The organism is Nakamurella sp. UYEF19, from assembly GCF_040546275.1.
Classification (GTDB): Bacteria; Actinomycetota; Actinomycetes; order Mycobacteriales; family Nakamurellaceae; genus Nakamurella.
This window is the reverse complement of sequence record NZ_JBEPNO010000019.1, coordinates 24,881-50,250: the sequence shown is the minus strand read 5'-3', so window position 1 is coordinate 50,250 and position 25,370 is coordinate 24,881. Positions and strand designations below refer to the sequence as shown.

At 67.4% G+C, this 25,370-nt stretch carries 24 protein-coding genes and 1 pseudogene; 13 read left to right on the top strand and 12 right to left on the bottom strand.

The features are described from left to right. Positions 1-59 precede the first annotated feature (59 nt). The gene (locus tag ABIB25_RS21220; protein ID WP_354530510.1) at positions 60-1,097 is read left to right on the top strand and encodes a PHP domain-containing protein; all 1,038 of its coding nucleotides are present in this window, start codon (positions 60-62) and stop codon (positions 1,095-1,097) included. A 5-nt stretch (positions 1,098-1,102) separates the two neighbouring features. Here ABIB25_RS21220 and ABIB25_RS21215 read toward each other — a convergent pair whose 3' ends face one another. Continuing rightward, positions 1,103-2,392 carry an MFS transporter gene (locus ABIB25_RS21215; RefSeq protein ID WP_354530509.1) on the bottom strand — a complete coding sequence of 430 codons (1,290 nt, stop codon included), beginning with the start codon at positions 2,390-2,392 and terminating at the stop codon, positions 1,103-1,105. Positions 2,393-2,485: 93 nt separating this feature from the next. On the opposite strand from ABIB25_RS21215, the gene ABIB25_RS21210 reads away from it, so the two are divergent. Then, a complete protein-coding gene (locus ABIB25_RS21210; protein WP_354530508.1) occupies positions 2,486-3,025 on the top strand; it encodes a TetR/AcrR family transcriptional regulator in 540 nt (179 codons plus the stop codon). Between the two features lie 276 nt (positions 3,026-3,301). Next, the gene (locus ABIB25_RS21205; protein WP_354530507.1) at positions 3,302-3,787 is read left to right on the top strand and encodes a DUF4262 domain-containing protein; all 486 of its coding nucleotides are present in this window, start codon (positions 3,302-3,304) and stop codon (positions 3,785-3,787) included. Positions 3,788-3,812: 25 nt separating this feature from the next. Here the strand turns inward: ABIB25_RS21205 and ABIB25_RS21200 are convergent, their stop codons facing one another. After that, positions 3,813-4,241 carry a hypothetical protein gene (locus tag ABIB25_RS21200; protein ID WP_354530506.1) on the bottom strand — a complete coding sequence of 143 codons (429 nt, stop codon included), beginning with the start codon at positions 4,239-4,241 and terminating at the stop codon, positions 3,813-3,815. A gap of 142 nt (positions 4,242-4,383) precedes the next feature. On the opposite strand from ABIB25_RS21200, the gene ABIB25_RS21195 reads away from it, so the two are divergent. From ABIB25_RS21195 to ABIB25_RS21185, 3 genes are all read left to right on the top strand, one after another. Further along, positions 4,384-4,797: a DUF6855 family protein gene (locus ABIB25_RS21195; RefSeq protein WP_354530505.1), complete on the top strand. Its 414-nt coding sequence runs from the start codon at positions 4,384-4,386 to the stop codon at positions 4,795-4,797. 182 nt (positions 4,798-4,979) lie between these two features. After that, positions 4,980-6,635 carry an AMP-binding protein gene (locus ABIB25_RS21190; RefSeq protein WP_354530504.1) on the top strand — a complete coding sequence of 552 codons (1,656 nt, stop codon included), beginning with the start codon at positions 4,980-4,982 and terminating at the stop codon, positions 6,633-6,635. Between the two features lie 222 nt (positions 6,636-6,857). Next, complete coding sequence (locus ABIB25_RS21185) at positions 6,858-7,064, top strand: RNA-binding S4 domain-containing protein (protein WP_354530503.1); 207 nt, start codon at positions 6,858-6,860, stop codon at positions 7,062-7,064. A gap of 20 nt (positions 7,065-7,084) precedes the next feature. Here the strand turns inward: ABIB25_RS21185 and ABIB25_RS21180 are convergent, their stop codons facing one another. From ABIB25_RS21180 to ABIB25_RS21160, 5 genes are all read right to left on the bottom strand, one after another. Then, positions 7,085-8,152, bottom strand: coding sequence for an ABC transporter ATP-binding protein (locus ABIB25_RS21180; RefSeq protein WP_354530571.1), 1,068 nt, complete (start codon positions 8,150-8,152; stop codon positions 7,085-7,087). A gap of 50 nt (positions 8,153-8,202) precedes the next feature. After that, positions 8,203-9,195, bottom strand: coding sequence for an ABC transporter ATP-binding protein (locus tag ABIB25_RS21175; protein WP_354530570.1), 993 nt, complete (start codon positions 9,193-9,195; stop codon positions 8,203-8,205). Positions 9,196-9,197: 2 nt separating this feature from the next. Then, positions 9,198-10,103, bottom strand: coding sequence for an ABC transporter permease (locus ABIB25_RS21170; RefSeq protein WP_354530569.1), 906 nt, complete (start codon positions 10,101-10,103; stop codon positions 9,198-9,200). Between the two features lie 88 nt (positions 10,104-10,191). After that, the gene (locus ABIB25_RS21165) at positions 10,192-11,202 is read right to left on the bottom strand and encodes an ABC transporter permease (protein WP_354530502.1); all 1,011 of its coding nucleotides are present in this window, start codon (positions 11,200-11,202) and stop codon (positions 10,192-10,194) included. Between the two features lie 202 nt (positions 11,203-11,404). Continuing rightward, entirely contained in the window at positions 11,405-12,931 is a 1,527-nt protein-coding gene (locus ABIB25_RS21160; RefSeq protein ID WP_354530501.1) for an ABC transporter substrate-binding protein, read from the bottom strand. On the opposite strand from ABIB25_RS21160, the gene ABIB25_RS21155 reads away from it, so the two are divergent. Beyond that, positions 12,930-13,400, top strand: coding sequence for a hypothetical protein (locus ABIB25_RS21155; RefSeq protein ID WP_354530500.1), 471 nt, complete (start codon positions 12,930-12,932; stop codon positions 13,398-13,400). The genes ABIB25_RS21160 and ABIB25_RS21155 overlap by 2 nt on opposite strands. 190 nt (positions 13,401-13,590) lie before the next feature. Here the strand turns inward: ABIB25_RS21155 and recR are convergent, their stop codons facing one another. Both recR and ABIB25_RS21145 read right to left on the bottom strand, forming a co-directional pair. Then, a complete protein-coding gene (gene recR / locus ABIB25_RS21150; RefSeq protein ID WP_354530499.1) occupies positions 13,591-14,193 on the bottom strand; it encodes a recombination mediator RecR in 603 nt (200 codons plus the stop codon). A gap of 147 nt (positions 14,194-14,340) precedes the next feature. Next, a pseudogene (locus ABIB25_RS21145) lies at positions 14,341-14,691 on the bottom strand (YbaB/EbfC family nucleoid-associated protein); the annotation flags it as partial. Between the two features lie 308 nt (positions 14,692-14,999). Here ABIB25_RS21145 and ABIB25_RS21140 point away from each other — a divergent pair. From ABIB25_RS21140 to ABIB25_RS21130, 3 genes are all read left to right on the top strand, one after another. Beyond that, positions 15,000-15,341 carry a bifunctional 3-phenylpropionate/cinnamic acid dioxygenase ferredoxin subunit gene (locus ABIB25_RS21140; protein WP_354530498.1) on the top strand — a complete coding sequence of 114 codons (342 nt, stop codon included), beginning with the start codon at positions 15,000-15,002 and terminating at the stop codon, positions 15,339-15,341. A gap of 8 nt (positions 15,342-15,349) precedes the next feature. Beyond that, complete coding sequence (locus ABIB25_RS21135) at positions 15,350-16,531, top strand: NAD(P)/FAD-dependent oxidoreductase (protein WP_354530568.1); 1,182 nt, start codon at positions 15,350-15,352, stop codon at positions 16,529-16,531. Between the two features lie 155 nt (positions 16,532-16,686). Beyond that, entirely contained in the window at positions 16,687-17,808 is a 1,122-nt protein-coding gene (locus ABIB25_RS21130; RefSeq protein WP_354530497.1) for an aromatic ring-hydroxylating oxygenase subunit alpha, read from the top strand. Positions 17,809-17,859: 51 nt separating this feature from the next. Here the strand turns inward: ABIB25_RS21130 and ABIB25_RS21125 are convergent, their stop codons facing one another. Beyond that, on the bottom strand, positions 17,860-18,657 hold the full coding sequence (locus ABIB25_RS21125) for an IclR family transcriptional regulator (RefSeq protein WP_354530496.1): 798 nt from the start codon (positions 18,655-18,657) through the stop codon (positions 17,860-17,862). Positions 18,658-18,766: 109 nt separating this feature from the next. Here ABIB25_RS21125 and betA point away from each other — a divergent pair, with 109 nt between their 5' ends. The 3 genes from betA (at position 18,767) to ABIB25_RS21110 (ending at position 22,813) form a co-directional block, all read left to right on the top strand. Continuing rightward, positions 18,767-20,443, top strand: coding sequence for a choline dehydrogenase (gene betA / locus ABIB25_RS21120; RefSeq protein WP_354530495.1), 1,677 nt, complete (start codon positions 18,767-18,769; stop codon positions 20,441-20,443). A gap of 213 nt (positions 20,444-20,656) precedes the next feature. After that, entirely contained in the window at positions 20,657-21,394 is a 738-nt protein-coding gene (locus tag ABIB25_RS21115) for a class I SAM-dependent methyltransferase (protein ID WP_354530494.1), read from the top strand. 33 nt (positions 21,395-21,427) lie between these two features. Next, complete coding sequence (locus ABIB25_RS21110; protein WP_354530493.1) at positions 21,428-22,813, top strand: MFS transporter; 1,386 nt, start codon at positions 21,428-21,430, stop codon at positions 22,811-22,813. A gap of 37 nt (positions 22,814-22,850) precedes the next feature. Here the strand turns inward: ABIB25_RS21110 and ABIB25_RS21105 are convergent, their stop codons facing one another. Further along, positions 22,851-23,408: a hypothetical protein gene (locus ABIB25_RS21105; protein WP_354530492.1), complete on the bottom strand. Its 558-nt coding sequence runs from the start codon at positions 23,406-23,408 to the stop codon at positions 22,851-22,853. A gap of 269 nt (positions 23,409-23,677) precedes the next feature. Then, entirely contained in the window at positions 23,678-25,327 is a 1,650-nt protein-coding gene (gene groL, locus ABIB25_RS21100) for a chaperonin GroEL (protein WP_354530491.1), read from the bottom strand. Positions 25,328-25,370: the final 43 nt, after the last annotated feature.

The following is a 25,370-nucleotide window of genomic DNA, read 5'->3' as shown; positions in this document are numbered from 1 at the left end:
GGCCGGACGCACGAAGTTACTCACCTACGCACTGCGCCGCCTGACTACGATGCTGATCCATGGACCCGGTCGCGGCGCTGCGGCGCATCGCATTTCTGCTCGAGCGCGGACAGGCGCCGACGTACCGGGTGAAAGCCTTCCGCACCGCGGCCACCGCCTTGGCGAAACTGCCCGAGGGAGATCTCGAGAAGCGCTCGGCAGCAGGCACTCTGACCAATCTGACCGGCATCGGGCCGAAGACCGGAACGGTGGCCGAGCAGGCATTGACCGGTGTCGTCCCCGACTACCTCGCCGATCTGGAGAAGGACGTCGGGCCGCTCGCGGTCGGCGGCGAGGACCTGCGCGCGGCCCTCCGCGGTGATCTGCACACGCACAGCGAGTGGAGTGACGGCGGCAGTCCGATCCAGGAGATGGCCGTCACGGGCATGGAGATCGGGCACGAGTACATGGTGCTCACCGACCATTCCCCCCGCCTGACGGTCGCCAACGGCCTCACCGCGGAGCGGCTGGAGAAGCAACTCGGGGTCGTCGCCGCCATCAACGGCGCCCTACCGGACTTCACCCTGCTGTCCGGGATCGAGTGCGACATCAACGAGGACGGCACCCTTGACCAGACCGACGAGATGCTGGGCAGGCTCGACGTCGTCGTGGCGTCCGTGCATTCGAAACTGCGTTCCGGCTCACGCGAGATGACGGCCAGGATGCTCGCCGCCGTCCGCAACCCGCATACGAATGTGCTGGGGCACTGCACCGGCCGGATGGTGGCGGCGGGTCCGAGCAGGGGGCGGCCGACGTCCCGTCCGGAGAGCACGTTCGATGCCCAGATGGTCTTCGACGGCTGCGCCGAGCACGGTGTCGCGGTCGAGATCAATTCCCGGCCGGAACGTCTCGATCCACCGAAGCGGCTCATCGACATGGCACTGCGGGCCGGCTGCCTGTTCAGCATCGACACCGATGCGCACGCGCCGGGCCAGCTGGACTGGCAGATGCTGGGGTGTACCCGAGCGGCGGAGGTGGGCGTTCCGGTGGACCGGATCGTCAACACCTGGCCGCTCGAGCGCCTCCTCGCCTGGGCCAGCACCCACCGCGACGGGTGAGCCTGCTACTTGGTCAGCAACTCGCGGGCGGGCGTGACCATGGCCGGCATCAACTCGCTGATGACACTCTGGCCCGCCGCCTCGTCGGCTTCGAGTTGCGTGACACCGGCGATCGAGCGGCGGAGCGAGCGGAGCACCAGGAGCGACACGACGAAGGCACCGACCGCGCAGCCCGACGTCACCCAGTAGGCGTCGGACGCACCGCTGTTGTCGATGACGATCCCGGCCAGTGGGGTGGCCATTGCGATACCGACCGCCATCCCGGAGCCGGTCCAGGACATCGTCTCGGTGAGACGGTGCGCCGGCACGATTCGCTCGATCAGGCTCATGCCCGAAATCAGGGCAGGTGAGCACGCGACGCCGGCCAGCATCAGACCGGCACCGACGAACCACACGTTCGGCAGGAACGGCATCGGCAGGGTGACGACGGCCAGCACCGCGATCGAGAAGCCGAACTGACGCAGCAACGACGCCTTGATCTTGGCCACGCCGAAGATCAGACCGGCGAGCAGCGAGCCGAACGCGTACAGCGCGAGCAGCAGACCGGCGATGCCGGAGTGTCCGGCCTCCTTTGCAAAGGCCACGGTCGTCACCTCGAAGGCGCCGAAGATGCCGCCCATCAGGGCGAAGATCGCCGTCACGCCGGCGACCCCGGGCAGCAGGATGGCCGGGCGGCCGCCGCGGGCCATCGAGCGGCCGGACGGAATCGGTTCCGTGCTGTGCTGGGTCAGTAGCAGCAGGGTACCGATGATCAGCAGGGAGGTGGCCAGGATCAGCGCAGCAGCCGGGAACAGCTGCAGCGCAAGCACAGTCGCCAGCGGCGGACCGATGATGAAGACGGCCTCGTCGATCAGCGACTCCCAGGCGAACGCCGTCCGGAGTGCCGGGTCGCCCTTCAACATGGTCGACCAGCGGGTCCGCACCAGCGGACCGATGATCGGCTGGGAGGCGCCCGCGACGAACGCGAGGACGAAGATCGGCCACGTCAGCTCGGTCGCCACGGCGACGAATACGATCGCAGCGATGGCCGGGACGTGCAGGAACAGTTGTTTGGGGACCACGGAACGCTGCCCGCGGATGTCGATCAGCCGCGAGATCTGCGGACTGATCGCAGCGCCGGACAGTGCATAGATGGAGGAGACGGTGCCGGCCACCGCGAACGAGCCGCGTTCGGCGGACAGCAACATGACGGCACCGAGGCCGGCCATGGACATCTGCATACGTGCGAGCATCCCGGCCGCGGAGAAGCGGGCAGCGCCGGGGCGCCGCAAGACCTGGATGTACGGGCCGAACACTGAAGATCACTCCCTCACTGGGTCCGCGCCGGTGACACGAACCTGACAATGCCAAAACAGACTGTTTACCGTCCAGCCGGTACAGTCTATCTGATGGCCACCGACACCCGCGAGCGAATTCTGCGGGCCCTTCGCGACATCCTGGCGCGCAGCGGCAACAGCTCGGTCACCCTCGAGGCCGTGGCCGCCGAAGCCGGTGTCTCGAAAGGCGGACTGCTCTACCACTTCCCATCCAAGTCCGCGATGTACCTCGGGCTGCTGGGCTCCGTGCGGGACTCGGTGACCGCCGAGATGTCCGACGCCGTCACCCGGTCCGGGGCGGCCCGTGGCTTTCTCGAATACTCCGAACCCACCGAGGACGACGAGGCCGGCTTCTTCACCTCGCTGATCGCGGCCGTCCGCACTGGCCAGAACGCGGAGACCGGGGAGTTCGACGCCGAGGCCGCCGCCCTGCTCGCGGATATCTTCCGAGCCTGGGAGGAGCCGATGCGTGCCGCCGTCATCGACCCCGTGCGGGCCGAGAACATTCGACTGGTCGGCTTCGGCCTCTACTTCGCGGCCCTGACCGGCCTGCCCCCGGTTGACCCGGCCGTCCTCGCCGCCCTCTTCGACCGGCTCGTCACCTTCGTCTGAGTCCCGCTGGGTTTTTGCCTGAGTCCCGCTGGGGTTGGCGGCCGGTCACCGGTCGAGCGGGGATCATAATTCCGATATTTCGGACACGAGTGAGACTTATGGTCCCCGCTCGATCGCGGATCGGCCACGCCGGGATTCAGGAAGCCGGAATCGGCGAATCCGCAGATCAGGGGCTGTCGGTGCCTCGGTGCATCATCATCTGCACCGGCCGGGAATCGCCGACGGACACACTTTCCAACCACTCCAGGGGGACACATGTGCACTATCTGCAACGGAATGACCGAGGAGCAAAGCCTGGCCAACGTCCGGGACCAGATCAGCCGCTTCGGCTGGTCGATCACCGCCGTCGAGGGCGCGGTCGACGACGAAGGCGTCTTCCCGGCATTCGCCTACTCGATCGGCTTCACCCGCCACCGACTGCCGGAGATCCTGATCAGCGGCCGCCCCACCGAGGAGGCCTATCAAGTGCTGAACCAACTGGGCAACGGGATCAAGCGAGGGCTACGACTCGTGCCCGAGGTTCGCCTGACGATCGCCGGGCTGAACCTCTTCTTCCTACCGATCGCGTCCCCGGCCAACGTCCTGCTGACGGCGGGAGCGGTCTACCAGAACCGACAAATTGAAGCACTGCAGGCGATCTGGGCCGACAGCGAGGGTCACTTCCCCTGGGAACAAGCGATTCCCGACGATCTGACCCAGCCCCTGTTCTGCCAACTGCCGAACCGGTGGCACTACTGCCAGGAGCACCAGCCACCCGAATGACCTGCGGCGCAGCTGAACCGGACGGTCACGGCCCGAGCTGCCGGATCCCGCGATCGACCAGGACCTTGAGCAGGGCGGTCCGGCCGTTCGGCGCACAGGCCAGCACCGCCTCGTGGGCGGGGTACACCAGGTGGACCAGGGTCCACCACTTGCTGAGGTCGCGTTCGTGCTTGAACTTGTTGGACACGGACGAAAAGCACAGGAGGTCCGTCCAGTCGATGTCGGTGTGGGTCATCTTGGAGCCGGACACCTTGGTGAAGACGATCGAGTCCGCTCGCAGGGTGACGTACCCGTTCGTCATCGCCATCGGCGTGCGTATGGCGCCGGGGCAGGTCACGGTGCCAGCACGCTCGAATTCGTCGAGGGTCTTCGCGGCCCGGCGGGCCCGTGAGCGCTCGCCTGCGCGACCTGGCAGCAGGGGGTCGAAACCCGCGTCGAAGATGACCTCCAGCATGGGCGACCTCCCGTCTCCACAGAGGCAACGGTACTCGGGACGCTCGTTCGTCCAGAGCCACCCAGCCTGCGCTGCTTGTGCCAGCACCGATGTGGGGCCACGATTGCTGCGACACGGCCCCGCCAAGCACGGAGGATCGAAGATGACGCCGATCGGCAGTGGTACCAAGGACGATCCGTGGCAGCTCCGCACGCCGCCCGGCACCGGTGAGTACACGATGTACCGGGACGAGGCGAACGATCCGCCCCGCCTCGTCTGCGTCGTCGGGTCCACCACCCTCTACTACGACCTGCGTAGCCTCGACGACCTGGCCGCCATGCTGACAGAAGCGGGCGACTGGATCCCGCTCGGCAGCGCGGACGAGAACAAGCCGGCCAAGGACGGCACCGTCGAGGCCTGGGGCCGATCGGAGTCGAATCCGGTGGGCGGCTGGTATGGCCTCCGCAAGGGTTACTGCGGCCGCTTCGGCATGTACCTGCCCCCCCTGATGGAAGCGCTCGGTCTGGCCGAGCTCGAACACCTGCCCCGTAACAACCGGATGCGCGCCGCCCGGTAGCCAGGCCTGTAAGACGGCTACCGACCCCGCACCCGGCCCCGCGAACAGACAGCGACACGTAGGCCGGCGCAGCGAATTTCACGCAGTCTGCATGCCGCCCGTTGCGGGGGCGGAAACACGCGTGTCAGGCTGGGGGCCCGCAGCGACGCTGCCGGTTCTTCCCGGGAGGAAAGGACGCCGCTATGACAGCGACGAGTCCAGTCGGCGCCGCCACCCTCGACCCGGGTGAGCACGGCGCTACCGCCCTCCTCCCTGATGGCCGTCCGGTCGTCCGCATTGCCGACATCCTGCGGGCGAACGCAGTGGCAACGCCGACGGCTCCGGCCATCATCGAGGCGGACCGGGTCACCAGCTTCGCCGAGTTGGACCGCCTCGCGAACCGGGTGGCGAACGCCCTCCTGCGTGACGGGGTCAGGGCCGGCGACCGGGTCGCCTTCATCGGGGCCAACTCACCCGCCTTCCTCGCGGTGCTCTACGGCGCGGCCAAGATGGGCGCGATCCCGACGGCCCTCAACAATCGGCTGGCCCCACCCGAGGTGGCCCAGATCCTGCAGGACGCGGAGCCGGCCGTCATCGTGATCGGTGCCGGCGACGAGCAGCACGTCCCGGTGGCGGTGACCATCACCGGGCTGCTCCGAGCTGTCACCGTCGGCGCAGCGGGTAGCGAAAACGGGGCCGCCGCCTGGGACGAGTGGCTGACGGACGCTGCGGACACCGATCCGGGCGCGCAACAGGACGTCGACGACACAGCGGTCATCTTCTACACCTCCGGAACGACCGGCCCGGCCAAGGGCATCGAGCTCACCGGCCGCAACATCGGCATCGCGCTGTCCCCCCTGCAGACGATCATCCGGCTCGACAACACCTCGGTCGCGACCGCGCCGATTCCGTTCTTCCACATCGCCGGCATCGGCCTGGCCCTGGTGGCGACCCTGAACGGCTCGGCGCTGCTGTTGGAGAGCGCCGCCTCCCTCCCCGGACTGATCGAACTGTGGCGGCGGCAACAGGTCTCGCACGCGGTCGTTGTCCCAGCCGTCCTGCAGGTGCTGATCAACGTTCCCGGTGTCGCCGACGCCGACTTCTCTGCGTTGAAATACCTGATCTACGGCGCTGCCCCGATTCCGGTGCCGGTGCTGATCCGGGCCACGGAGATCTTCGGGTGCTCGTTCGTGCAGAGCTACGGACTGACCGAATCCACTGGCGGAATCACCATTCTCACCCCGGAGGATCACCATCCGGCACCCGGTCTGGAGAAGCGCCTGCAGTCGGTGGGACGGCCCCTGAAGGGCAGCACGGTGAAGATCGTCGATCCGGCCACCTCGGAGGAACTGCCGATCGGCCAACGCGGCGAGGTGCTGATCGGCGGGGACCTGGTGATGAAGGGGTACTGGCGGCGGCCCGACGCGAACAGCGCGACGCTGCTGCCCGGCGGATGGCTCCGTACCGGCGACGGGGGCTCGGTCGACGAGGACGGCTATCTGTTCCTGCACGACCGGGTCAAGGACATGATCGTCTCCGGCGCGGAGAACGTCTATCCGGCCGAGGTCGAGAGTGTGCTGTCCGGGCACCCCGCCATTGCCGAGATCGCTGTCGTCGGGGTCTCCTCGGAGCGCTGGGGCGAGTCGCCCTACGCCGTGGTGGTGGCCAAGCCGGGTACCGAACCCAGCGAGCGGGAGATCATCGACTGGGCACGAGAGCGGCTGGCGCACTTCAAGTGTCCGATCGGAGTGCAGTTCGTCGACGCTCTGCCGCGCACGGCCAGCGGGAAGATCCGCAAGGCCGTGATCCGCGAGGACCTGGCCACCCGACCGCTCGGCGAGATGTCGGCCGAGGTCTGAACCCACCGGCCGATGCGACGTAGCGCTTGCGATGCGACGTGGCGATAGCGATGCGACGTGGCGATAGCGATGCGACGTGGCGATAGCGATGCGACGTGGCGATAGCGTCCTGCAAAGTGCTCGCTATAGCGAGCACTTCGCAGGACGCAAGCGTCGCCGGCTGGGGATCGGACCAGCGCTGGCCTGCAACCGGACCATCCGACCGTGCGGGATGATGGGCCGATGCACGACATCGGAATCACCGGCGACATGATCCGGCTCGGCCAACTGCTCAAGCTGGCCGGCGCGGTGGACAACGGCGCCGACGTCCGGCCCATCCTCGAGGACGGCCTGGTGACCGTCAACGACGAGGTCGAGATGCGCCGCGGCCGCCAGCTCCATCGAGGCGACGTCATCACGCTCGAGGGAATCAGCGTCCGGCTGGTCTGAGCCAATCAACGCACGAAAGCTCAGACGACGGCGGTCGACACCTCGTGCGGCTGGAGCTGGCCAGAGGCGATGTCGGCGACGTAATGGCAGGCCACGCGGTGCCCGGGGCTGAACTCGAGGAGTTCCGGGCGTTCGGTGTCGCACCGGGTCGGCTGCCGCCAGGGGCATCGCGTGTGGAACCGGCAGCCCGACGGCGGATTGGCCGGGGACGGCAGATCGCCCTTCAGCAGGATCCGCTCGCGGGTGTCCTCGACCACCGGGTCGGGCACCGGGACGGCAGAGAGCAGTGCGCGGCTGTACGGGTGCAGCGGGTTCTCGTAGAGCAGCTCGGAGTCGCTCTCCTCGACGAGTGAACCGAGGTACATCACGCCCACCCGATCGGAGATGTGCCGCACCACCGCAAGGTCGTGGGCGATGACGATGTACGTCAGCCCCATCTGCTCCTGCAGATCGGACAGCAGGTTGACCACCTGGGCCTGCACCGAGACGTCCAACGCAGACACCGGCTCGTCCGCGACGATCAGATCGGGGTTGACGGTCAGCGCCCGCGCCACCCCGATACGCTGCCGCTGCCCGCCCGAGAACTCGTGCGGGTACTTCCGCAGGGCACTGGTGGGCAGGCCGACCGCGGTGAGCAGTTCGCGCAGCCGCGCCCCGACCTGAGTGGCCGACGTCGCCAGCCCGTGCGCCTTCATCCCCTCCTCGAGGATCGAGCGGACGGACTGCCGCGGGTCGAGACTGGACAGCGGGTCCTGGAACACCATCTGCATCCGCCGTCGCGCCCGGCGGAGTTCCTGGGTGGCGAGGGTGGCGATGTCCTGGCCGTCGAAGAGAACCGAGCCCGACGTCAGGTCGACGAGCCGCAGGATGCCACGACCGAGAGTTGACTTGCCGCAACCGGATTCACCGACGAGACCGTAGGTCTGGCCGCGGTTCACCGTCAACGAGACACCGTCGACGGCGTAGACGTACCCGATGGTCCGGTCGAACAGCACGCCCCGCTTGATCGGGAAGTGGACCTTGAGATCCCTGACGTCCAGCAGGACCTCGCCCATCCCCGCCTTCGTCGTCGTCTCCCGGCCGGTCATCCTCGTCTTTCCGCTCGTTCCGGTGTTCGCGCTCGTCCCTGTCCTGCCGCTCATCCGGACACCACCTCCTGCCGCGACGGCTGGGCCACCGGGTGGTGGCAGCGCAGCAGGTGGTGGTCGGGACCGACCAGGTCGGGCGACACCTGACGGCAGGCGTCCACCGGCTGGGAGCACCGGGGCGCGAAGGCACAGCCGTCGGTCCACGGGATGTTGTCGGACACCGAACCGGGGATCGGGATCAGTCGCCCGCCGCCCGTGTCCAATCGGGGAATCGAGGCGAGCAGGCCGTTCGTGTACGGATGTCCCGGGGCCGCGAACAGTTCGTGCCGCCCGGAGCGCTCCACCACGCGCCCGGCGTAGAGGACGTTGACCTCGTCGCACAGCCCCGCGACCACCCCGAGATCGTGGGTGATCAGGATCATCGCGGTGCCGTGATCGGTCACCAGGGACTTCAGCAGCATCAGGATCTGGGCCTGGATCGTCACGTCGAGGGCGGTCGTCGGTTCGTCGGCGATGAGCAGCCGGGGCCGGCAGGCCAGCGCCATCGCGATCAAGGCGCGCTGACGCATGCCGCCGGACAACTGGTGCGGGTACTCGCCGATTCGCCGTCCCGGGTCGGGGATCCCGACCTGGTCGAGCAGCTCGACCGCCTCCCGCATGGCCGCACCGCGCTTCATGCCGCGGTGTCTCACCAGGACCTCGGCTACCTGCAGCCCGATGGAGATCACCGGATTCAGACTGGACAGCGGGTCCTGGAAGATCATCGCCAGATCGCGACCGCGGCGGTCCCGCATTGCCGAACGGCTCAGTTTCAGCAGGTCGGTGCCCTCGAACACCACATTGCCCGTCACCGTCGAACCGCGGGACGCCAGCAGTCGCATGATCGCCAGCGACGTGACCGACTTGCCGCAACCGGACTCGCCGACCAAACCGATCGTGCGACCGGGGCTCACCTCGAAACTGACCTTGTCGACCGCCTTGAACGGGGCGACGCCACGCCTGGTGAATTCGACACTCAGGTCCGACACCGTGAGCAGGGACATGGTCACCTCCGGTTCTTCGGGTCGATGGCCTCGCGGAGAGATTCCCCGAGCAACGTGAATCCGAGCGACACCACCACGATGGCACCGGCCGGCCAGAAGGCGAGGCCCGGATGGGAGTCGATGCGATCCTGCGCCTCCCCGAGCATCTGTCCCCATTCCGGGGTGCCGGCGTCCTGCGATCCCAGGCCGAGGAAGGACAGGGCAGCCGCATCGATGATGGAGGTGGCGACCACCAGCGTGGCCTGCACGATCACCGGCGAGATCGAGTTCGGCAGCATGTGCTTGAAGACGATGGGGGCGCGGCGGACGCCGAGGGATCGAGCCGCCAGCACGTGGTCGGAATCGCGTTGCGCCAGCATCTGGCCTCTCAGCAGGCGCGCGAAGACCGGGATCTGCACCACCGAGACCGCGATGATCACCGTGGTCAGGTTCGGGTTCGTGAACAGCACGGCGATCGAGATGGCCAGCAGCAGAGAGGGAATGGACAACATCACGTCGACGATCCGCATGACGACGGTGTCCACCCAGCCGCCGAAGGCACCGGCCAGCAAGCCCAGGATCAGCCCTCCGGTCAACCCGATGAGGGTGGCGAAGACGCCGACCAGCAGCGTTTGCCGGCTACCGAGAACCAAGCGGGAGAACAGGTCCCGACCGTAGGTGTCTCCCCCGAGCAGGAAACCTGGCTGGGCGGGGGCGATCTGGTTCCGGGCCCGGGACGTCTGCCCGATGAGCAGTTGCGCCGCCGGATCCTGCGGCGCGATCCACGGGGCGATGATGGCCAGGATCACGAAGAGTCCGATGATCACCGCACCGATCCAGAAGACCGGGGTGATCCGCAGGCGGCGCCAGGCGTCCTGCCAGAGCGAGACACCGCCGTCGTCGGCGGCAGACGCGGCCAGTCCGTCGATCCGGCCCTTGCGCCAGCCGCCCCAGCGGCGGGGTGGGCCGGCATCGCCGGTTTCGGTGGCAAGGATATCGCTGTTGGTCACGCGGATCTCACCTCGTCCTGATTCTCGGGTCGATCACGGCATAGCTCAGATCGACGAGCATGTTGACGATGACGTAGGTCGCGGCGGAGGCGAGGATCAGCACCTGCAACACCGGATAGTCCTTCTGCGTGAACGCAATGGCGGTGGCCTCCCCGAGACCCGGGTAGCCGAAGACCTTCTCGGTCAGCACGGCCCCGGCCAGCAGCGCACCGACCTGGAGACCGGTCACGGTCACCACCGGCAGCAACGCGTTGCGCAGGATGTGCCTACCCCGGATCACCCGGTTGGTCAGGCCTTTCGCCTCCGCGGTCCGGATGAAGTCCTCGTTCAACACCTCGAGGACGGAGGACCTGGTGATCCGGAAGATCACCGCAAACGGAATGGTGCCGAGCGTGATCGACGGCAGGATCAGGTGTTTGACCGCATCCCAGGACGCGTCGTACTCGCGCGTGAGCAGGCCGTCCAGGACGAAGAAGCCGGTCACCCTGGTGGCGTCGATGTTCACCGCCTGACGTCCGGTCGGCGGGAGCCAGCCGAGTTTGACGGCGAAGATGAACTTGAGCAGGAAGGCCAGGAAGAACACCGGAACCGCGATGCCGAGCAGCGACGTGACCATGCCGGCGTTGTCCAGCCATCCGCCGCGCCGGCGGGCGGCGATGTAACCGAGCGGAATGCCGAAGACGAGCGCGAAGAGCATGGCGCCGAACGCGAGTTCTACCGTAGCCGGGAAACGGTCGCCGAACACCTGCAGCGCTGTCGATCCGGGAGAGACGGCTGTGGAGGAACCGAAATTGCCGTGCAGGACCCGCCCCAGGAACTTGACGTACTGCACGACGACCGGCTGGTCCAGCCCGAGCACGGCATTCAGTTCGGCGCGTTTGGCCGGCGTGGCCCGCTCGCCGAGGATGGCGGACACGGTCCCACCGGGCAGGCTGCGGAGCCAGATGAACAACAGGAACGACAGGACCAGCATGACCAGCACCAGTTGCAGCAGTCGCCGGACCGTGTATCTCAACATGCGCCAGCCCTCAACATGCGCTGTGTCTCAACATGCGTCGTGCCTCACCGTGTGCTGAAGCTCAAGAGAGTCATCTCCCGACATGTGCCAAATCCCCGATCGTCGACTCCGGCTACGCACGGGCACAGCCGGCCAATGGCCCCCGGTGGCAGCCGCCCAACGAGAAGGACGGCTGCCACCGGATTCTGGACAACGAAGACGATCAGCCCTTGTAGACCGAGGCGAACCTCTCGTCGGTCAGCGGGCTCGGGATCAGACCCTTGACGTCGCTGGCGATGACCAGCGCCGGCGGCGAGTGCGAGATCGGGATCGCCGGGAGGTAGTCGGACATGATCTTCTTGTTCAGCGCGACATACATGGCGTCACGCTTGGCCTTGTCCGGCTCCGAGTCGGCAGTTGCCAATTCGGTGGAGAACGTGGTTCCCCAGGACGAGGCCGCGGTGTAGAAGCGGTTCTTCGAGTCGGAGAAGAACGACCCGAGGAAGTTGTCCGGGGTGTTGTAGTCGCCGGTCCAGCCGAGCAGGAACAGATCTGGCTTGGTGGCGTCGACACCGTCGAGGTATCCACCGTTCCACGGCTTCGAGGTCTCGGTGATCTTGATGCCCACCGCTTCCAGGTCCGCCTTGAAGGCCGTGAAGACGCTCTTGGGGTCTGGCATGTACGGCCGCGAGACCTCCGTCGGCCACCAGAAATTGAGCGTCAGGTTGGAGGCGCCGGCCTCGGCCAGCAGGGCCTTCGCCTTGGCCGGGTCGTAGTCGTACTTCTGCACGGCGTCGGTCCAGCCGTCAACGGTCTTCGGGTAGAAGTTGAGCGCGACCTCGGCCCCTGCGGGAAGCTGGGAGTCGACGAACTGCTTGCGGTTCAAGGCGTAGGCGATCGCCTGACGGACCTTCAGATCGGCCAGCTTGGGATTGTTCTTCTGGTCGATACCCAGGTACAGCACGTTGAACGCCGGGCGGACCGCGACATTGAAGCCGGCCTTCGTCAGGGCATCCCAGTCGGCCGGGTTCGGCAGGTCGTAGCCGTCGATGGTGCCGGCCTGCAGCGCCTGCTTCCGCGCGGTCTCGTCCGGAATGATCTGGAAGATCAGCTTGGCGACCTTCGCCTTGGCACCCCAGTAGCCGTCGTTGCGGACGAGTTCGACCGTGTTGTTGGTCTTGTCGTACTTCGAGAACTTGAACGGACCGGTCCCGGTCGGGTGCGACAGGGCGTAGGCCGGGTAGATGAAGCTGTCGCCGTCGGCCTTGACCGAATCGGCGCTGTACTGCTTCAACGCGGCCGGCGACTGGATCGAGAAGGACGGCAGACCCAGGATGGCCGGGAACTTCGAGGTCGACCTGGAGATGGTCACCACCGCTGAGGCGGCGTCCTTGGCCACGCAGGACTTGTAGAGGCTGGGGATGACCTTGCCGGCGTCGTCCTTCTGCCCCTTGAAGCCACCGAAGTTGTCCGACCAGTACTGCGCAAGCGTTGCACCGGCGCCGGTCTGGGAGAACATGCGATCGTAGTTGTAGCAGACGGCCGCGGCGTCCAGAGCGGTCCCGTCGGTGAACTTCACTCCCTGACGGATCTTGAACGTCCACACCAGACCGTCGGACGACTGCGTCCAGGAATCGGACAGCGCCGGTTCGACGTCAGCGGTTCCTGGCTTGAACTGGATCAGGCCCTCCGTCATCTGCCGGGTGACGCGGAACGTCTCACCGTCGGTGGCGTAGAGGGGATCGAACATGCTGGGGGCACCGGCCGCACCGAACACGAAGGTTCCGTTCGGATCGGTGGGTCCGCCGCCGGCGCCACCGCTCACGGGCGCGCTGCTGGCGGCTCCACCACTGCTGACGGCACCACCACTGCTGGGAGCGGCGGTCGCGGGCACACTGCTCGCCGCTCCGCCGCCGCTGCTGGTCGGGGGCGTCGTCGGGGCGGTGGTGGTGGCCCCACGGTTCGAGCTGGCACAACTGGCCAGCGTCACTGCTGCGGTGAGGGCCAACCCCAGCCCGATCAAATTGGATCGTCTCACGCTTGCCAACCTCCAGGTGATGGATTGGCCCGCTGCCTGTGCAGCCGACCTGATGTCGAAAATGATCGATGCTGCCGATCCGACGGTGCCGGACTCCCTGTCTTGGCGCCAGAGCCGTTTCGAGGACAGCCCTCAACCAGTAGCCGCGGCGGCTCGATTGATCTGCGAACCGTATGCGTGATGCTGTGACACTCCTAGCGCCGTGATTGCATCGTTACATTCGATACACAATGGAAACCGGCAAAAGCCCAGCTATGCCGCAAGGTTCGTCGCGAGCACAAGCCTGGCGGCCTGACGACTGGACGGCAGGAGAATGTCCGCTTCGGCTGGCTGTCGGCGGCAAGACTTGCTGGTCTGCTCGGCGGCCGGGCTCAGGCGTCGACGGACCGACGACCGGAGAAGGCTCGCCCGAGGGTGACCTCGTCGGCGTATTCGAGGTCACCACCGACGGGTAGACCGCTCGCCAGCCGGGTGACGGACAGATCGGGAAAGGTGCGCAGCAACCTGATCAGGTAGGTCGCGGTGGCTTCACCCTCGAGGTTCGGGTCGGTCGCCAGGATGACCTCGCTGACGCCCGGCTCGGCGATCCGCCGGAGCAGCGGGGCGATGCGCAGTTGGTCGGGACCGATGCCGTCGATCGGTGAGATGGCGCCACCGAGGACGTGATAGCGGCCGCGAAACTCACGGGTGCGCTCGATGGCGGGCACGTCCTTCGGCTCCTCGACCACGCAGATGAGGCCGATGTCGCGACGCGGGTCGCTGCAGATCCGACACAGGTCGCCTTCGGCGACGTTCCCGCACTCGGTGCAGAACCGGACCTCGTCCTTCACCCGCTGCAGAGCCGTCTGCAGTCGGGTGATGTCCGAGCCATCCGCCGTGAGCAGGTGGAACGCCAATCGCTGGGCGGACTTCGGACCGATGCCGGGCAGCCGGCCCAACTCGTCGATCAGGTCCTGGACGGGGCCTTCGTACACCGATCAGACCCCTGCTGGAGGCAGGGTTCGGGGCGGACCGTCCTGCACGTCGTCGTCGACCACATCGTCATCGTCATCGTCAGCGGCTTCGTCATCCGGGTCGTAGTCCTCGTCGTCGGCCAGCCCCTCCAGCGCGGGCAGGCCGAACGCGGACAGATCGAACCCACCGGGACCGTCGAAGGCACCCGGGCCGGACATCGCGCCGGCGACGGTGCCCATCTTCTGCTCGGCAAGCTCCGCGGCCGAGCGGCTCGCGTCACGGACGGCCGCCACGATCAGATCCGCCAACGTCTCGACATCGGTCGGGTCGACGACGGACGGATCGATCGTCAGGGTCTTGAGCTGGCCGTCACCGGTCACCGTGGCGGCCACCAGACCGCCGCCGGCGTGGCCGGTTACCTCGGACAGCTGGAGATCGGCCTGCGCCTGGGCCATGTCGGCCTGCATCTGCTGGGCCTGCCGCAGGAGGGCCTGCAGATCGGGCATACCGGGCATCATGGCGATTCCTCTTCTCAGCTTCGCGCGCTTCGGTCCTGGTCGGTGCAGAGGCCGGCGGTACTGAAGGGGCCAGTACTTCGGGCAGCAGACCTACAGTACGGGCGGGCCCCGACAGGAACTGCTCGCCAGGCTCTGCGGGCGGAGATTTCGGCCAGATTGCGTGCGTCGAAACAATTCGTGGCCGACACGCTCAGATCCCCGCGGCGGAGTCGGTCGAACGCCCGCGGCCGTCTTGACACTGCCCCGCCGCTGCTCGAAGCTGTTGCGTAGTACGAATTGAGTTGTGTCTAGCGCAAAAGAGGAAGCCCGTGCTGCGCATCTGCCCGCTCGCCGAACTACCCGCCGGCGAAGCCCTCCGGGTCGATGAGGTGTCGCCGCCGATCGCGGTGTTCCACACCGATGACGGCGAGGTGTTCGCCATCGACGACACCTGTACCCATCAGGATGCCTCGCTGGCCGACGGGTGGTTGGACGGCTGCGAGATCGAGTGCCCGCTGCACGCCTCCAAATTCGACCTGCGGACCGGCGAGGTGGACGCCCCGCCGGCCAAGCAGGGGGTCCGGACGCACGCCGTCACGATCACCGACGGCGACATCTACGTCACGCTGTCCGACCAGACGCCGAACCTCCCGCCCGGCGTCACCGCCTGATGCCCGACCTGACGTCGGTCACCGTCGTCGGCGCCAGCCTGGCCGGGCACGCGACTGCGAAAGCCCTGCGGCGAATGGGTTTCACCGGAGTGATCACGATGATCGGCGACGAGGACGTCCGTCCGTACGATCGCCCGCCGTTGTCGAAGGAGTTCCTCTCCGGCGGTACCACCGAGGTCGACCTGGCACTCGAACTGGACGACGAGGCCCTGGACGCGGAGTGGATCCTGGGCGTCCGAGCGATCGCCCTCGACCCGAAGACGCACACCGTGCGGCTCGCGGACGGCCGGACCGTCACCGCGGACGCCGTGGTCGTCGCCACGGGCTCGACAGCCCGGCGAATGCCAGGGGCTCCGGCCGGGGTCCACACGGTCCGCACCCTGGCCGATGCGGTTGCACTCAAGGCCGAACTGCAGGCCGGCGTCCGACTCGCGGTGATCGGAGCCGGCTTCATCGGCGCCGAGATCGCTTCCACCGCCAAAGCTCTCGGCATCGACGTCACGGTCATCGAGGCTGCCCCCACACCGCTGGCCGGCCCCCTCGGGCCCGAGATGGGACTCGTCGTCGCCGGACTGCACGCCCGGAACGGAGTCCGACTGCTGTGCGGGGTGGCGGTCGCGGGACTACTCGGCGCCGACCGCGTGACGGGAGTACTGCTGGCCGACGGCACCGAGGTCCCGGCCGACGTGGTGGTGGCCGGCATCGGCGCCCTCCCGGCCATCGATTGGCTGGCCGGTTCCGGGCTGGACCTGTCCGCACCGAACCCGGGCGGCGGCGTGGTCTGCGACGCGGTCGGCGCCACCTCGGCTCCCGGTGTCTACGCGGTGGGCGACTGCTCGGCGTGGTTCGACGACGTACGGGGCCGGCACCACCGCATCGAGCACTGGACCGACTCGCGCGACCGTCCGGCGGTGATGGTCGCCTCGATGCTGGGACTGCCTCCTTCGCCGACTCCCCTACGTCCGCCCTACTTCTGGTCAGATCAATACGGGGTCAAGATCCAGTTCACCGGCCGCCGGGAGGGTGACGAGGAGGTCACCATCGAGGCCGGAAGCGCCGAGACGGACGATTTGCTGGTCGTCTACCGACGGGACGGCATCCCGGTGGCAGTCCTCGGGATGAACCAGCCGAAGCTGTTCACCAGATGGCGGAAACAGCTCTCCTCACCGGCCAGGGCGACAACACCTTGACAGTTCGCCCGGACCGGCAGGAAACTGAGGCTGTTGCATCCTGTAGAACGCGTTGCGCCCAGCGCAACCTTTCAGTGCAGTCAACACCTTGATGCAGCAACCGCCGTTGTGCAGTACCCGCCGTGCATGCCCGCCGCGACGCGAAGGTGAATTCCATGACCACCACCGAACTGCCCGAGTCGCTGATCTCGACTCTGCCCGGGCACTTCTACACGGACCCGCAGATCTTCGCCCTCGAGCAGGCGAAGATCTTCGAGGACATGTGGTTCTGCGCGATCCGCGCCTCTGACGTCCCCACACCCGGCACGTTCCGGACGGTGCAGGTCGGTACCGAGTCGATCATCATCTCGCGGAGCCGCAGAGGCGAGGTGCGGGCGTTCTTCAACATCTGCCGTCACCGCGGGATCAGGTTGTGCATGGAGGACGCCGGCGACGTCGGCCGGGCATTCCAGTGCCCGTACCACGCCTGGACCTACGACCTCGACGGAAAGCTCATCGCCGCACCGAATCTCACCAGGATGCCGGACGTGGACCGCGACGAATACGGCCTGAAGAAGGTGCATCTGCGCGAATGGCTCGGGTACGTCTGGGTCAGCCTGGCGGACGAACCTCCGTCGTTCGAGGCGACCGTCCTGCAGGAGGTAGTGGACCGGTTGGGTGAACTGACCAATCTCGATCACTACGAGGTCCAGAAGCTCGCGATCGGACGGCGGATCGTCTACGACGTGAAGGCGAACTGGAAGCTGATCGTCGAGAACTTCATGGAGTGCTACCACTGCGCGACCATCCACCCCGAACTGACCGAGGTGCTCCCGGAGTTCGCCGACGGCCTGGCGGCGCAGTTCTTCGTCAACCACGGAGCCGCGTTCGGTGACGACATCAAGGGTTTCACCATCGACGGCTCCGAGGGCCTCGACGAGATTCCCTCGATCGACCCCGATCAGGAGCGCAAGTACTACGCGATCACCATCAAGCCGCAGGTCTTCGTCAACATGGTGCCGGACCACATCATCTTCCACCGCATGTACCCGATGGCGGCCGACCGGACGATCGTCGAGTGCGACTGGCTCTACCTGCCCAGCGTGGTCGAGCAGGGCAAGGACGTCACCAAGTCGGTGGAATTGTTCGATCGGGTGAACCGTCAGGACTTCGATGCCTGCGAACGTTGCCAGCCGGCCATGTCCTCGCGGGTGTACCGCGACGGCGGGGTGCTGGTCCCCAGCGAGCACCACATCGGCCTCTTCCACGAGTGGCTCCAGAGCAAGATCCAGGCCTGAGAGGTGGCCATCTGCCGCCGAAGTCGACGACCGCGCCTGGTGGGGCGACGCTCAGCCGAGGTGACCCATCCGTTCGCTGATCCGGGCCGAGGCGGCCACCACAGCCTTCGCCGTACCGGCGAGCTCGGCCGCGGGCAGTCGGTAGGCCGGGCCCGACACGGAAACGGCGGCGATGACCGACGCGGTCCCGAAAACCGGCGCCGCGACAGCATTCAGGCCCGTTTCGAACTCGCCGGCCGTGACGGCGTAACCGTCGACGTGCACCAGGCCGAGCTGTCGCCGCAGGGCGCGCCCGTCAGTGACGGTGGCCGGTGTGAACCGGGTCAGCCCGGAGTCGATCAGCCTGTCCTGCAACGATTTCGCCAGGTAGGCCAGCAGTACCTTGCCGGACGAGGTCGCGTGCAGTGGCGTCGGCCGGCCGACCCAGTTGTTGACCGAGATAGCCCCTCCACCGTGGGCCTGGTAGACGTTGATGACCGAATCACCCTGCAGCACAGCGATGTTGACCGTCTCGCCCAGCTCCTGCGCGAGTTCCTCGCAGACCTCTCGGCCCTGGCTGGTGACATCAAGGCGACCGCCCATCGCGCCGGCCAGCCGGAGAATCCCGTAGCCGAGCCGGTAACGGCCTCGGTCGCCGGCGATCTCGATCAGACCGCGGCTCTGCAGCGCACCGAGCAGCCGGGAGGCGGTCGACTTGTGCACGCCGATGGCCGCTGCCACCTCGGACACCCCGGCTTCGCCCCGTCGGGCCAGGAATTCCAACGCCGTGATCGCCCGGTCGACCGACTGCACCGCGCTGGCCGGCCCGGTGACCGTCGGCTCACCCGGACCCGACTCGATGTTGCCCATGACGCAACCCTAGGCGCTGGACGCACCCACGTCAGTACTTTCTGCATCCTGACCTGCTTTCCGGCATCCTGACTTTCCTGCATCCTGACCACGAGGAGCCCTGCACACCGTGACCTCTTCCAGCAACACCTACGACTACGTCATCGTCGGCGGCGGCAGCGCGGGATCGGTGCTGGCCGACCGACTCTCGGCCGACGGCAACTCCACCGTCCTGGTCCTGGAGGCGGGCCGGAGCGACTACCCGTGGGACCTCTTCATCCAGATGCCGGCCGCTCTGACATTTCCCAGCGGCAGCCGCTTCTACGACTGGCGGTACGAGTCCGAGCCAGAACCCCACATGAACGGCCGTCGGATCGCGCATGCGCGGGGCAAGGTGCTCGGTGGGTCCAGCTCGATCAACGGGATGATCTTCCAGCGCGGCAACCCGCTCGACTACGAGCGCTGGGGCGCCGACGCGGGTATGTCCGAATGGGACTGGGCACACTGCCTGCCGTACTTCCGGCGGATGGAAAATTGTCTGGCCGCCGACCGGGACGACGTCCAGCGCGGTCGCGGCGGCCCCCTTGTCCTGGAGCGCGGGCCGGCCACCAATCCACTGTTCGGTGCGTTCTTCGATGCCGCGGTCCAGGCCGGTTACCCGCTGACTGACGACGTGAACGGCTTCCGTCAGGAGGGTTTCGCGCCCTTCGACCGGAATGTGCACAAGGGGCGCCGACTCTCGGCGTCCCGCGCCTATCTGCGGCCCGCGATGGGCCGCAAGAACCTGACCGTCCTGACGAGGGCCCTTGCCACCGGGATCACCTTCTCCGGCACCCGCGCCACCGGCGTTGAATATCGGCGGAACGGCCGGAACCACACGGCGACGGCCGGCGAGGTGATCCTCTGCGGCGGAGCGATCAATTCCCCGCAGCTGCTGCAGCTCTCGGGCATCGGCAACGCTGAGGAGCTGCGGCAGTTGGGGATCCGGAGCGTGGTCGACCTGCCCGGCGTCGGCGCGAACCTGCAGGATCACCTCGAGGTCTACATCCAGTACGCCTGCACGGAACCCGTGACCATGCAGCCCTATCTCGACAAATGGCGCCAGCCGTTCATCGGGCTGGAGTGGATCCTGGCCCGGAAGGGCCCGGCGGCCACCAACCACTTCGAGGGCGGAGGTTTCGTCCGGTCGAACGACGAGGTCGCCTACCCCAACCTGATGTTCCACTTCCTGCCGATCGCCGTGCGGTACGACGGTTCGGTGTCGTCCGAGGTGAAGCGCACCGGACACGGCTACCAGGTGCACGTCGGCCCGATGTACTCCGATGCGCGCGGGACCTTGAAGATCACCTCGACCGATCCGCGCAAGCACCCGGCGCTGCGGTTCAACTACCTGTCCACCGACCAGGACCGCCGGGAGTGGGTGGAATCCATCCGTGTCGCCCGCGACATCCTGGGCCAGAGTGCGATGGCCCCGTTCAATGGCGGTGAAACCTCGCCCGGCCCCTCGGTTTCCACCGACGAGGAGATCCTGGAATGGGTGGCCGCCGACGCCGAGACCGCGCTCCACCCGTCCTGCACGGCGAAGTTGGGACCCGAATCCGACCCGTTCGCCGTTGTCGATCCGGCTACTCTGCGCGTGCACGGCACCCAGGGTCTGCGGGTCGTCGACGCATCCGTCATGCCGTACGTGACCAACGGCAACATCTACGCGCCCGTGATGATGCTGGCCGAGAAGGCCGCGGACCTGATCCTCGGCCGCGCACCCCTCGCCCCTTCCGACGCGCCCTTCTATCGGCACACCAAGTAGCTTGGCCGGTTTTCGACCGCCCAGCCTGCAAGATGCGTTCTATCGGCATACCAAGTAGCTGAGAACCTCTCGAACGCCCAGCCTGCGCGGACCGACCACCTCGCAAGGCTTGCTGCTACCTCGCAAGGCCGAGGCCGTTGCCAGGACCAGGCCGACCTTGCCAAGACGGTCCTGGTCCCGCTGGCTGCTCGCGGCTTCGGGCAGACTGACATCGTGGACGAGAAGCTACAGGAGAACGCAGCCTCCTTCGGCCGGGCTGCGGAGGCCTACGAGCGGGGTCGTCCGTCCTATCCGGCCGAGGCCGTCGACTGGCTCCTACCCGAGAATGCCCGTCAAGTGGTCGATCTCGGTGCCGGTACCGGCAAGCTGACCCGGCGGCTCCTCGAGCGGGGTCTCGACGTGACTGCCGTCGAACCGTCCGAGAACATGCTCGCCCAACTCGTCCTGGCGCTGCCCGGCGTCCCGGCCCACCTCGGCACAGCCGAGGACCTGCCGCTGGCCGACAGCAGCGCAGACTGCATCCTGGTCGCGCAGGCCTGGCACTGGGTGCAACCGGAGCGAGCCCTGCCCGAGGTGGCACGGGTCCTGCGGCCGGGCGGCCGCCTCGGTCTGGTGTGGAACCTCCGGGACGAGCGGGTCGGCTGGGTCGAGGAGCTGGGCCGGGTGCTGCGTCCGGCGGGCGGCACGTCGGAATCGATGGGCATCAAGGAGCTGGGCGACCTGTTCGGCCCCGTCGAGCGCTTCGAGGTGTGCTGGCAGCACCGGATGACAGGGCAGGATCTGCTCGACATGGTTGCTTCCCGGAGCTACGTGATCACCGCGACGGATCAGGAACGGGCCGCCCTTCTGGACGGCGTCCGCGATCTGGTCACCACCCATCCCGACCTGGCCGGCCACGAGTCCATCGAGATGCCCTACCTCACCGAAAGCTTCCGCGCCGAACGGCTTTGACCTGAAGTGCACTTCAACTCGTAACGTGCAGGAATGATGACCACAACCACGACTCCCGAGGTGGGGATCTTCTCCCCTGGCCTCCGCACGGTGACGATCGCCGCCGTCACCCTGGTCGCGGTCCAGGCGTTCGAGGCCGTGGCGGTGTCGACGGCGATGCCGACGGTGGCGAAGGCCCTCGGCGGCTTGAGCAGCTACGCCCTGGCGTTCGGAGTTCCGGCCGCCACCGCCATCGTCGGGATGGTGACCGCCGGCAGCTGGAGCGATCGGCGCGGCCCGGTCGGTGCACTTGCCCTCGGCTGGCTGCTGTTCGTGGCCGGCCTGCTCGTCGCCGGGACCGCCCCCACCATGCCCATGCTCATCGGTGGTCGGGCGCTGCAGGGCCTCGGCACCGGGTTGACGTCGGTGGCCATCTACGTGGTCGTCGCCCGAACCTACCCGGAGAAAACCCGACCGAGAATCTTCTCCGCCTTCGCTGCCGCGTGGATCCTCCCTGCCCTGCTCGGCCCAGCCGTCGCCGGGTTCCTGGTCGTGCACGCCGGCTGGCGGTGGGTCTTCCTGAGCGTGCCGTTCATCGCGGTCGCCGCCGCGGTCGTCGGGTGGGGGCCGTGCCGGCGCCTCCTCGCTGACCGGACCCACACCGCGGACCCGTCGACGACGGTTCGCGAGGGGGTCACCAAGGGCCTGTTCGCGGCCGTGGCCGGGTTGGCCGCCTGCCTGCTCTCCGTCGCCGGCCAGACCAAGGTCGCGGTGGCCGTTCCGATGACGATCGTCTCGCTCGTCCTGCTGGTCGTCTCGGTCCCCCGCCTGCTGCCGCGACGGACCTATCGGAGCGGACGCGGCCTCCCCACGGTGATCCTGTTGCGGGGCTTGACCTCTGCTGCGTTCACCGGTGCCGAGGTCTTCCTGCCGCTCCTGCTCTCGCGCGAGCGCGGACTGTCGCCGGCCGGCGCCGGGATCGTGCTGACGGTCGGTGCTCTCGGCTGGTCAGCAGGTTCCGCCCTGCAGGGCCGGGTCAGCTCGGCGGCGCGCCGGGCCCCGATGCTGAGGATCGGATTGATCCTGCTCGCCGTCGGCATCACCATGGCCTCCGCCGTCGTCTGGAGCGCGGTCCCGCTGTTCACCGTCTACGGCTCGTGGGTGATCGCCGGTGTCGGCATCGGGATCGCCTACCCGACCATGTCGGTGCTGACGCTCGAACTCTCCGCACCTGACGAGGAGGGCCGCAACAGCTCCGCGCTACAGGTGAACGACGCCCTGCTGCAGTCGATCACGTTGGCGGTCTCGGGCAGCGTCTTCGCCGCTCTCGTCGACCGATCGCACTCGGCGCCCTACCTGGCCGGGTTCGCGATCGCCGCAGCCGCCGCTGCGACCGGAGCGGTCCTGGCGTCGAGAGTTCGAGTGCCGCAGTCTGATTGACCGGTTCGACGGGTGACCGGGGGGCTCGATCGCCCGGTCAGGCCTGGCTGGGCGCCTCGGCCCGCCAGGGCAGGGTGAAACCGCCCGACATCAGATCGTTCCAACCGTCGAAGGACGCCATGATGCCGATCATCAGGTTCTGGTCGAGGTCGCCACTGCGCCCGCCGGCGAGCACCAGGATGCAGTAGCAGTAGATCCAGTACAGCTGGCTGGCCGGGTCGCCGGTCCTGCGGTCGAGTTCGCTGATCACCGCCGGCATCAGCGTGATGACAAAGGTACTCAGAGCGGTTGCCGTGCCGGAGATCTCGTGGATGCCCTCGAGGACACGCTCCCGCATGTCGGTGATCGCCGGCGACAGGACCGGTACAAGTTCGGGCTTGAACTTCGAGGCACCCTGCACCGCCTCGAGCACTCGCGTCACCACCGCGCCACCGTGTTCGCCGGTGTAGTCCTTGCCGGGGTTGTCCGGCGAGAAGATCCAGCTTGCGATCCCGTCGATGACGAGGATCTCCATGCTGGGCATGTCCGCCATCGTCAACTCGGCGAATCCGGCCCGTCCGGGGACCTGTTCGTCACGGGTGGGGAGCAGTGCCATCGTGGGACCTCCGGATGCGGTGATGTGGGCTCGCGCTCATGAACGTGCGGGTTTTGGGACGCAAGGGGCAGAAATCGACCCGATCATGAGCGCCGTCTGTCAACGCCTGCGGGGCACAGCAGGGCACCTCTCGCCGCGACACGAGAGGCACCCGACTGCTCAGGTGGAGCCCGGGCTCCATCGTCGTGGGGCGGGGCCGCACGATCCGGCCCCGCCGGAACCAACACGGCCGGGATCATCTCAGCCGATTCGTCGTTCCTGCGCCCGGGTCAGTAGATGTTGGACGGACGGACCATGCCCTCGGCCAGATCCCCGAAGCCGGGGGCCATGATCGCGCCCGGGTTGACGAGAACCTCTTCGACGATCGCCGTTTCGGTGGTGATCAACAGCGCTGCGATGGAAGCGGCGCTCTGCAGCGCGGACCTGGTCACCTTCAGCGGGTCGATGACGCCGAAGTCGAACATGTCGCCGTACTCGCCCGTCATCGCGTTGAACCCATGGCCGAGCGGCAACTCGCTGACGATCTTGACCACCTCGTCCCCGGAGTAGCCGGCGTTGATGGCGATCCAACGCAGCGGCTCGTCCAGCGCGCGTCGGACGATCTCTTTACCCTGCAACGCATCTCCGGTGAGTTCCAGCCCGTCCAGCGCCGTCCTGGCGTGGACCAGGGAGGAACCGCCACCAGCGACGATGCCCTCCTCGAGGGCAGCCTTCGTCGCCGACAGTGCGTCCTCGACGCGGTGCTGCTTCTCCCGGAGCTCGACGCTGGTCGCGGCACCGACGTGGATGACGGCCACCCGCCCGGACAGCCGGGCGATGCGCAGCTGCAGGTTGTCCTGGTCGTGCTCGTTCTCGGTCCGCTCCAACTCGCGACGCAGATGCCCTACCCTGGCCTCGATGTCGGCAGCCGCGCCGGCACCGCCGATGATGGTCGTCCCGTTCTCGGTCACCGTGACCTTGTGGCACTGCCCGAAGTGATCGACCTGGAGCTGGTTCATGGTCAACCCGGACTCCGGGCTCACCACCCGGCCGCCCATCAGCGCGGCGAGGTCCTCGAGCTCGGCGATCCGGCGGTGTCCGAATCCGGGTGCGCGGACGACGACGGACCGGAAGGTGTTGTGCACATTGTTGGTGACCAGCATGTTCAGCGCCGGACCGTCCACGTCCTCCGCCAGGATCACCAGGCCCTTGTTGGACTTCCGGGCCTGTTCGAGCACCGGCATCAGGTCCTGGACAGAGGAGATCTTCTGGTTGGTCAGTAGCACGTAGGGGTTCTCGAACACCGCTTCCATGCGATCGCGATCGGTCACCATGTACGGCGAGATGTAGCCGTGGTCGAACTCGACGCCGTCGATGAAGGTCAGGTCGAGACCGAGCCGGTTCGACTCCTCGACGGTGACCACACCGGTGGTGCCGACACGGTCCATGGCCGCCGCGATCACATCACCGATGGCGCGGTCGTCGCTCGCGGAGAGGCTGGCCACATGGGCCAGGTCGTCGATGCCCTTCACCTGGCTGGCCCGGTCGACCAGCGTCGCGACGACCGCCTCGACCGCAGTCTCGATCCCACGCCGCAACTGCATCGGGTTGGCACCGGCATCCACCGCCCGCAGACCTTCGCGGACCAGGGCCTGGGCGAGAACCGTTGCCGTGGTGGTGCCGTCGCCGGCCACCCCGTTGGTCTTCATCGCGACTTCCTTGACCAGCTGTGCACCCATGTTGGCGAACGGGTCCCGGAGTTGGATCTCCTTGGCGATGGTCACGCCGTCGTTGGTGATCGTCGGTGCTCCGGTGAGCTTCTCGATGATGGCGTTGCGGCCTTTGGGCCCGAGCGTCACCTTCACCGCATCGGCCAGGGCATTGACGCCTGACTCCAGGAGCCTTCTCGCTTCGACGTTGAAACGCAGATCCTTTGCCATGCTGGACAACCTTTCTCATTGGAACGCACTGTCGCGGGAGTGG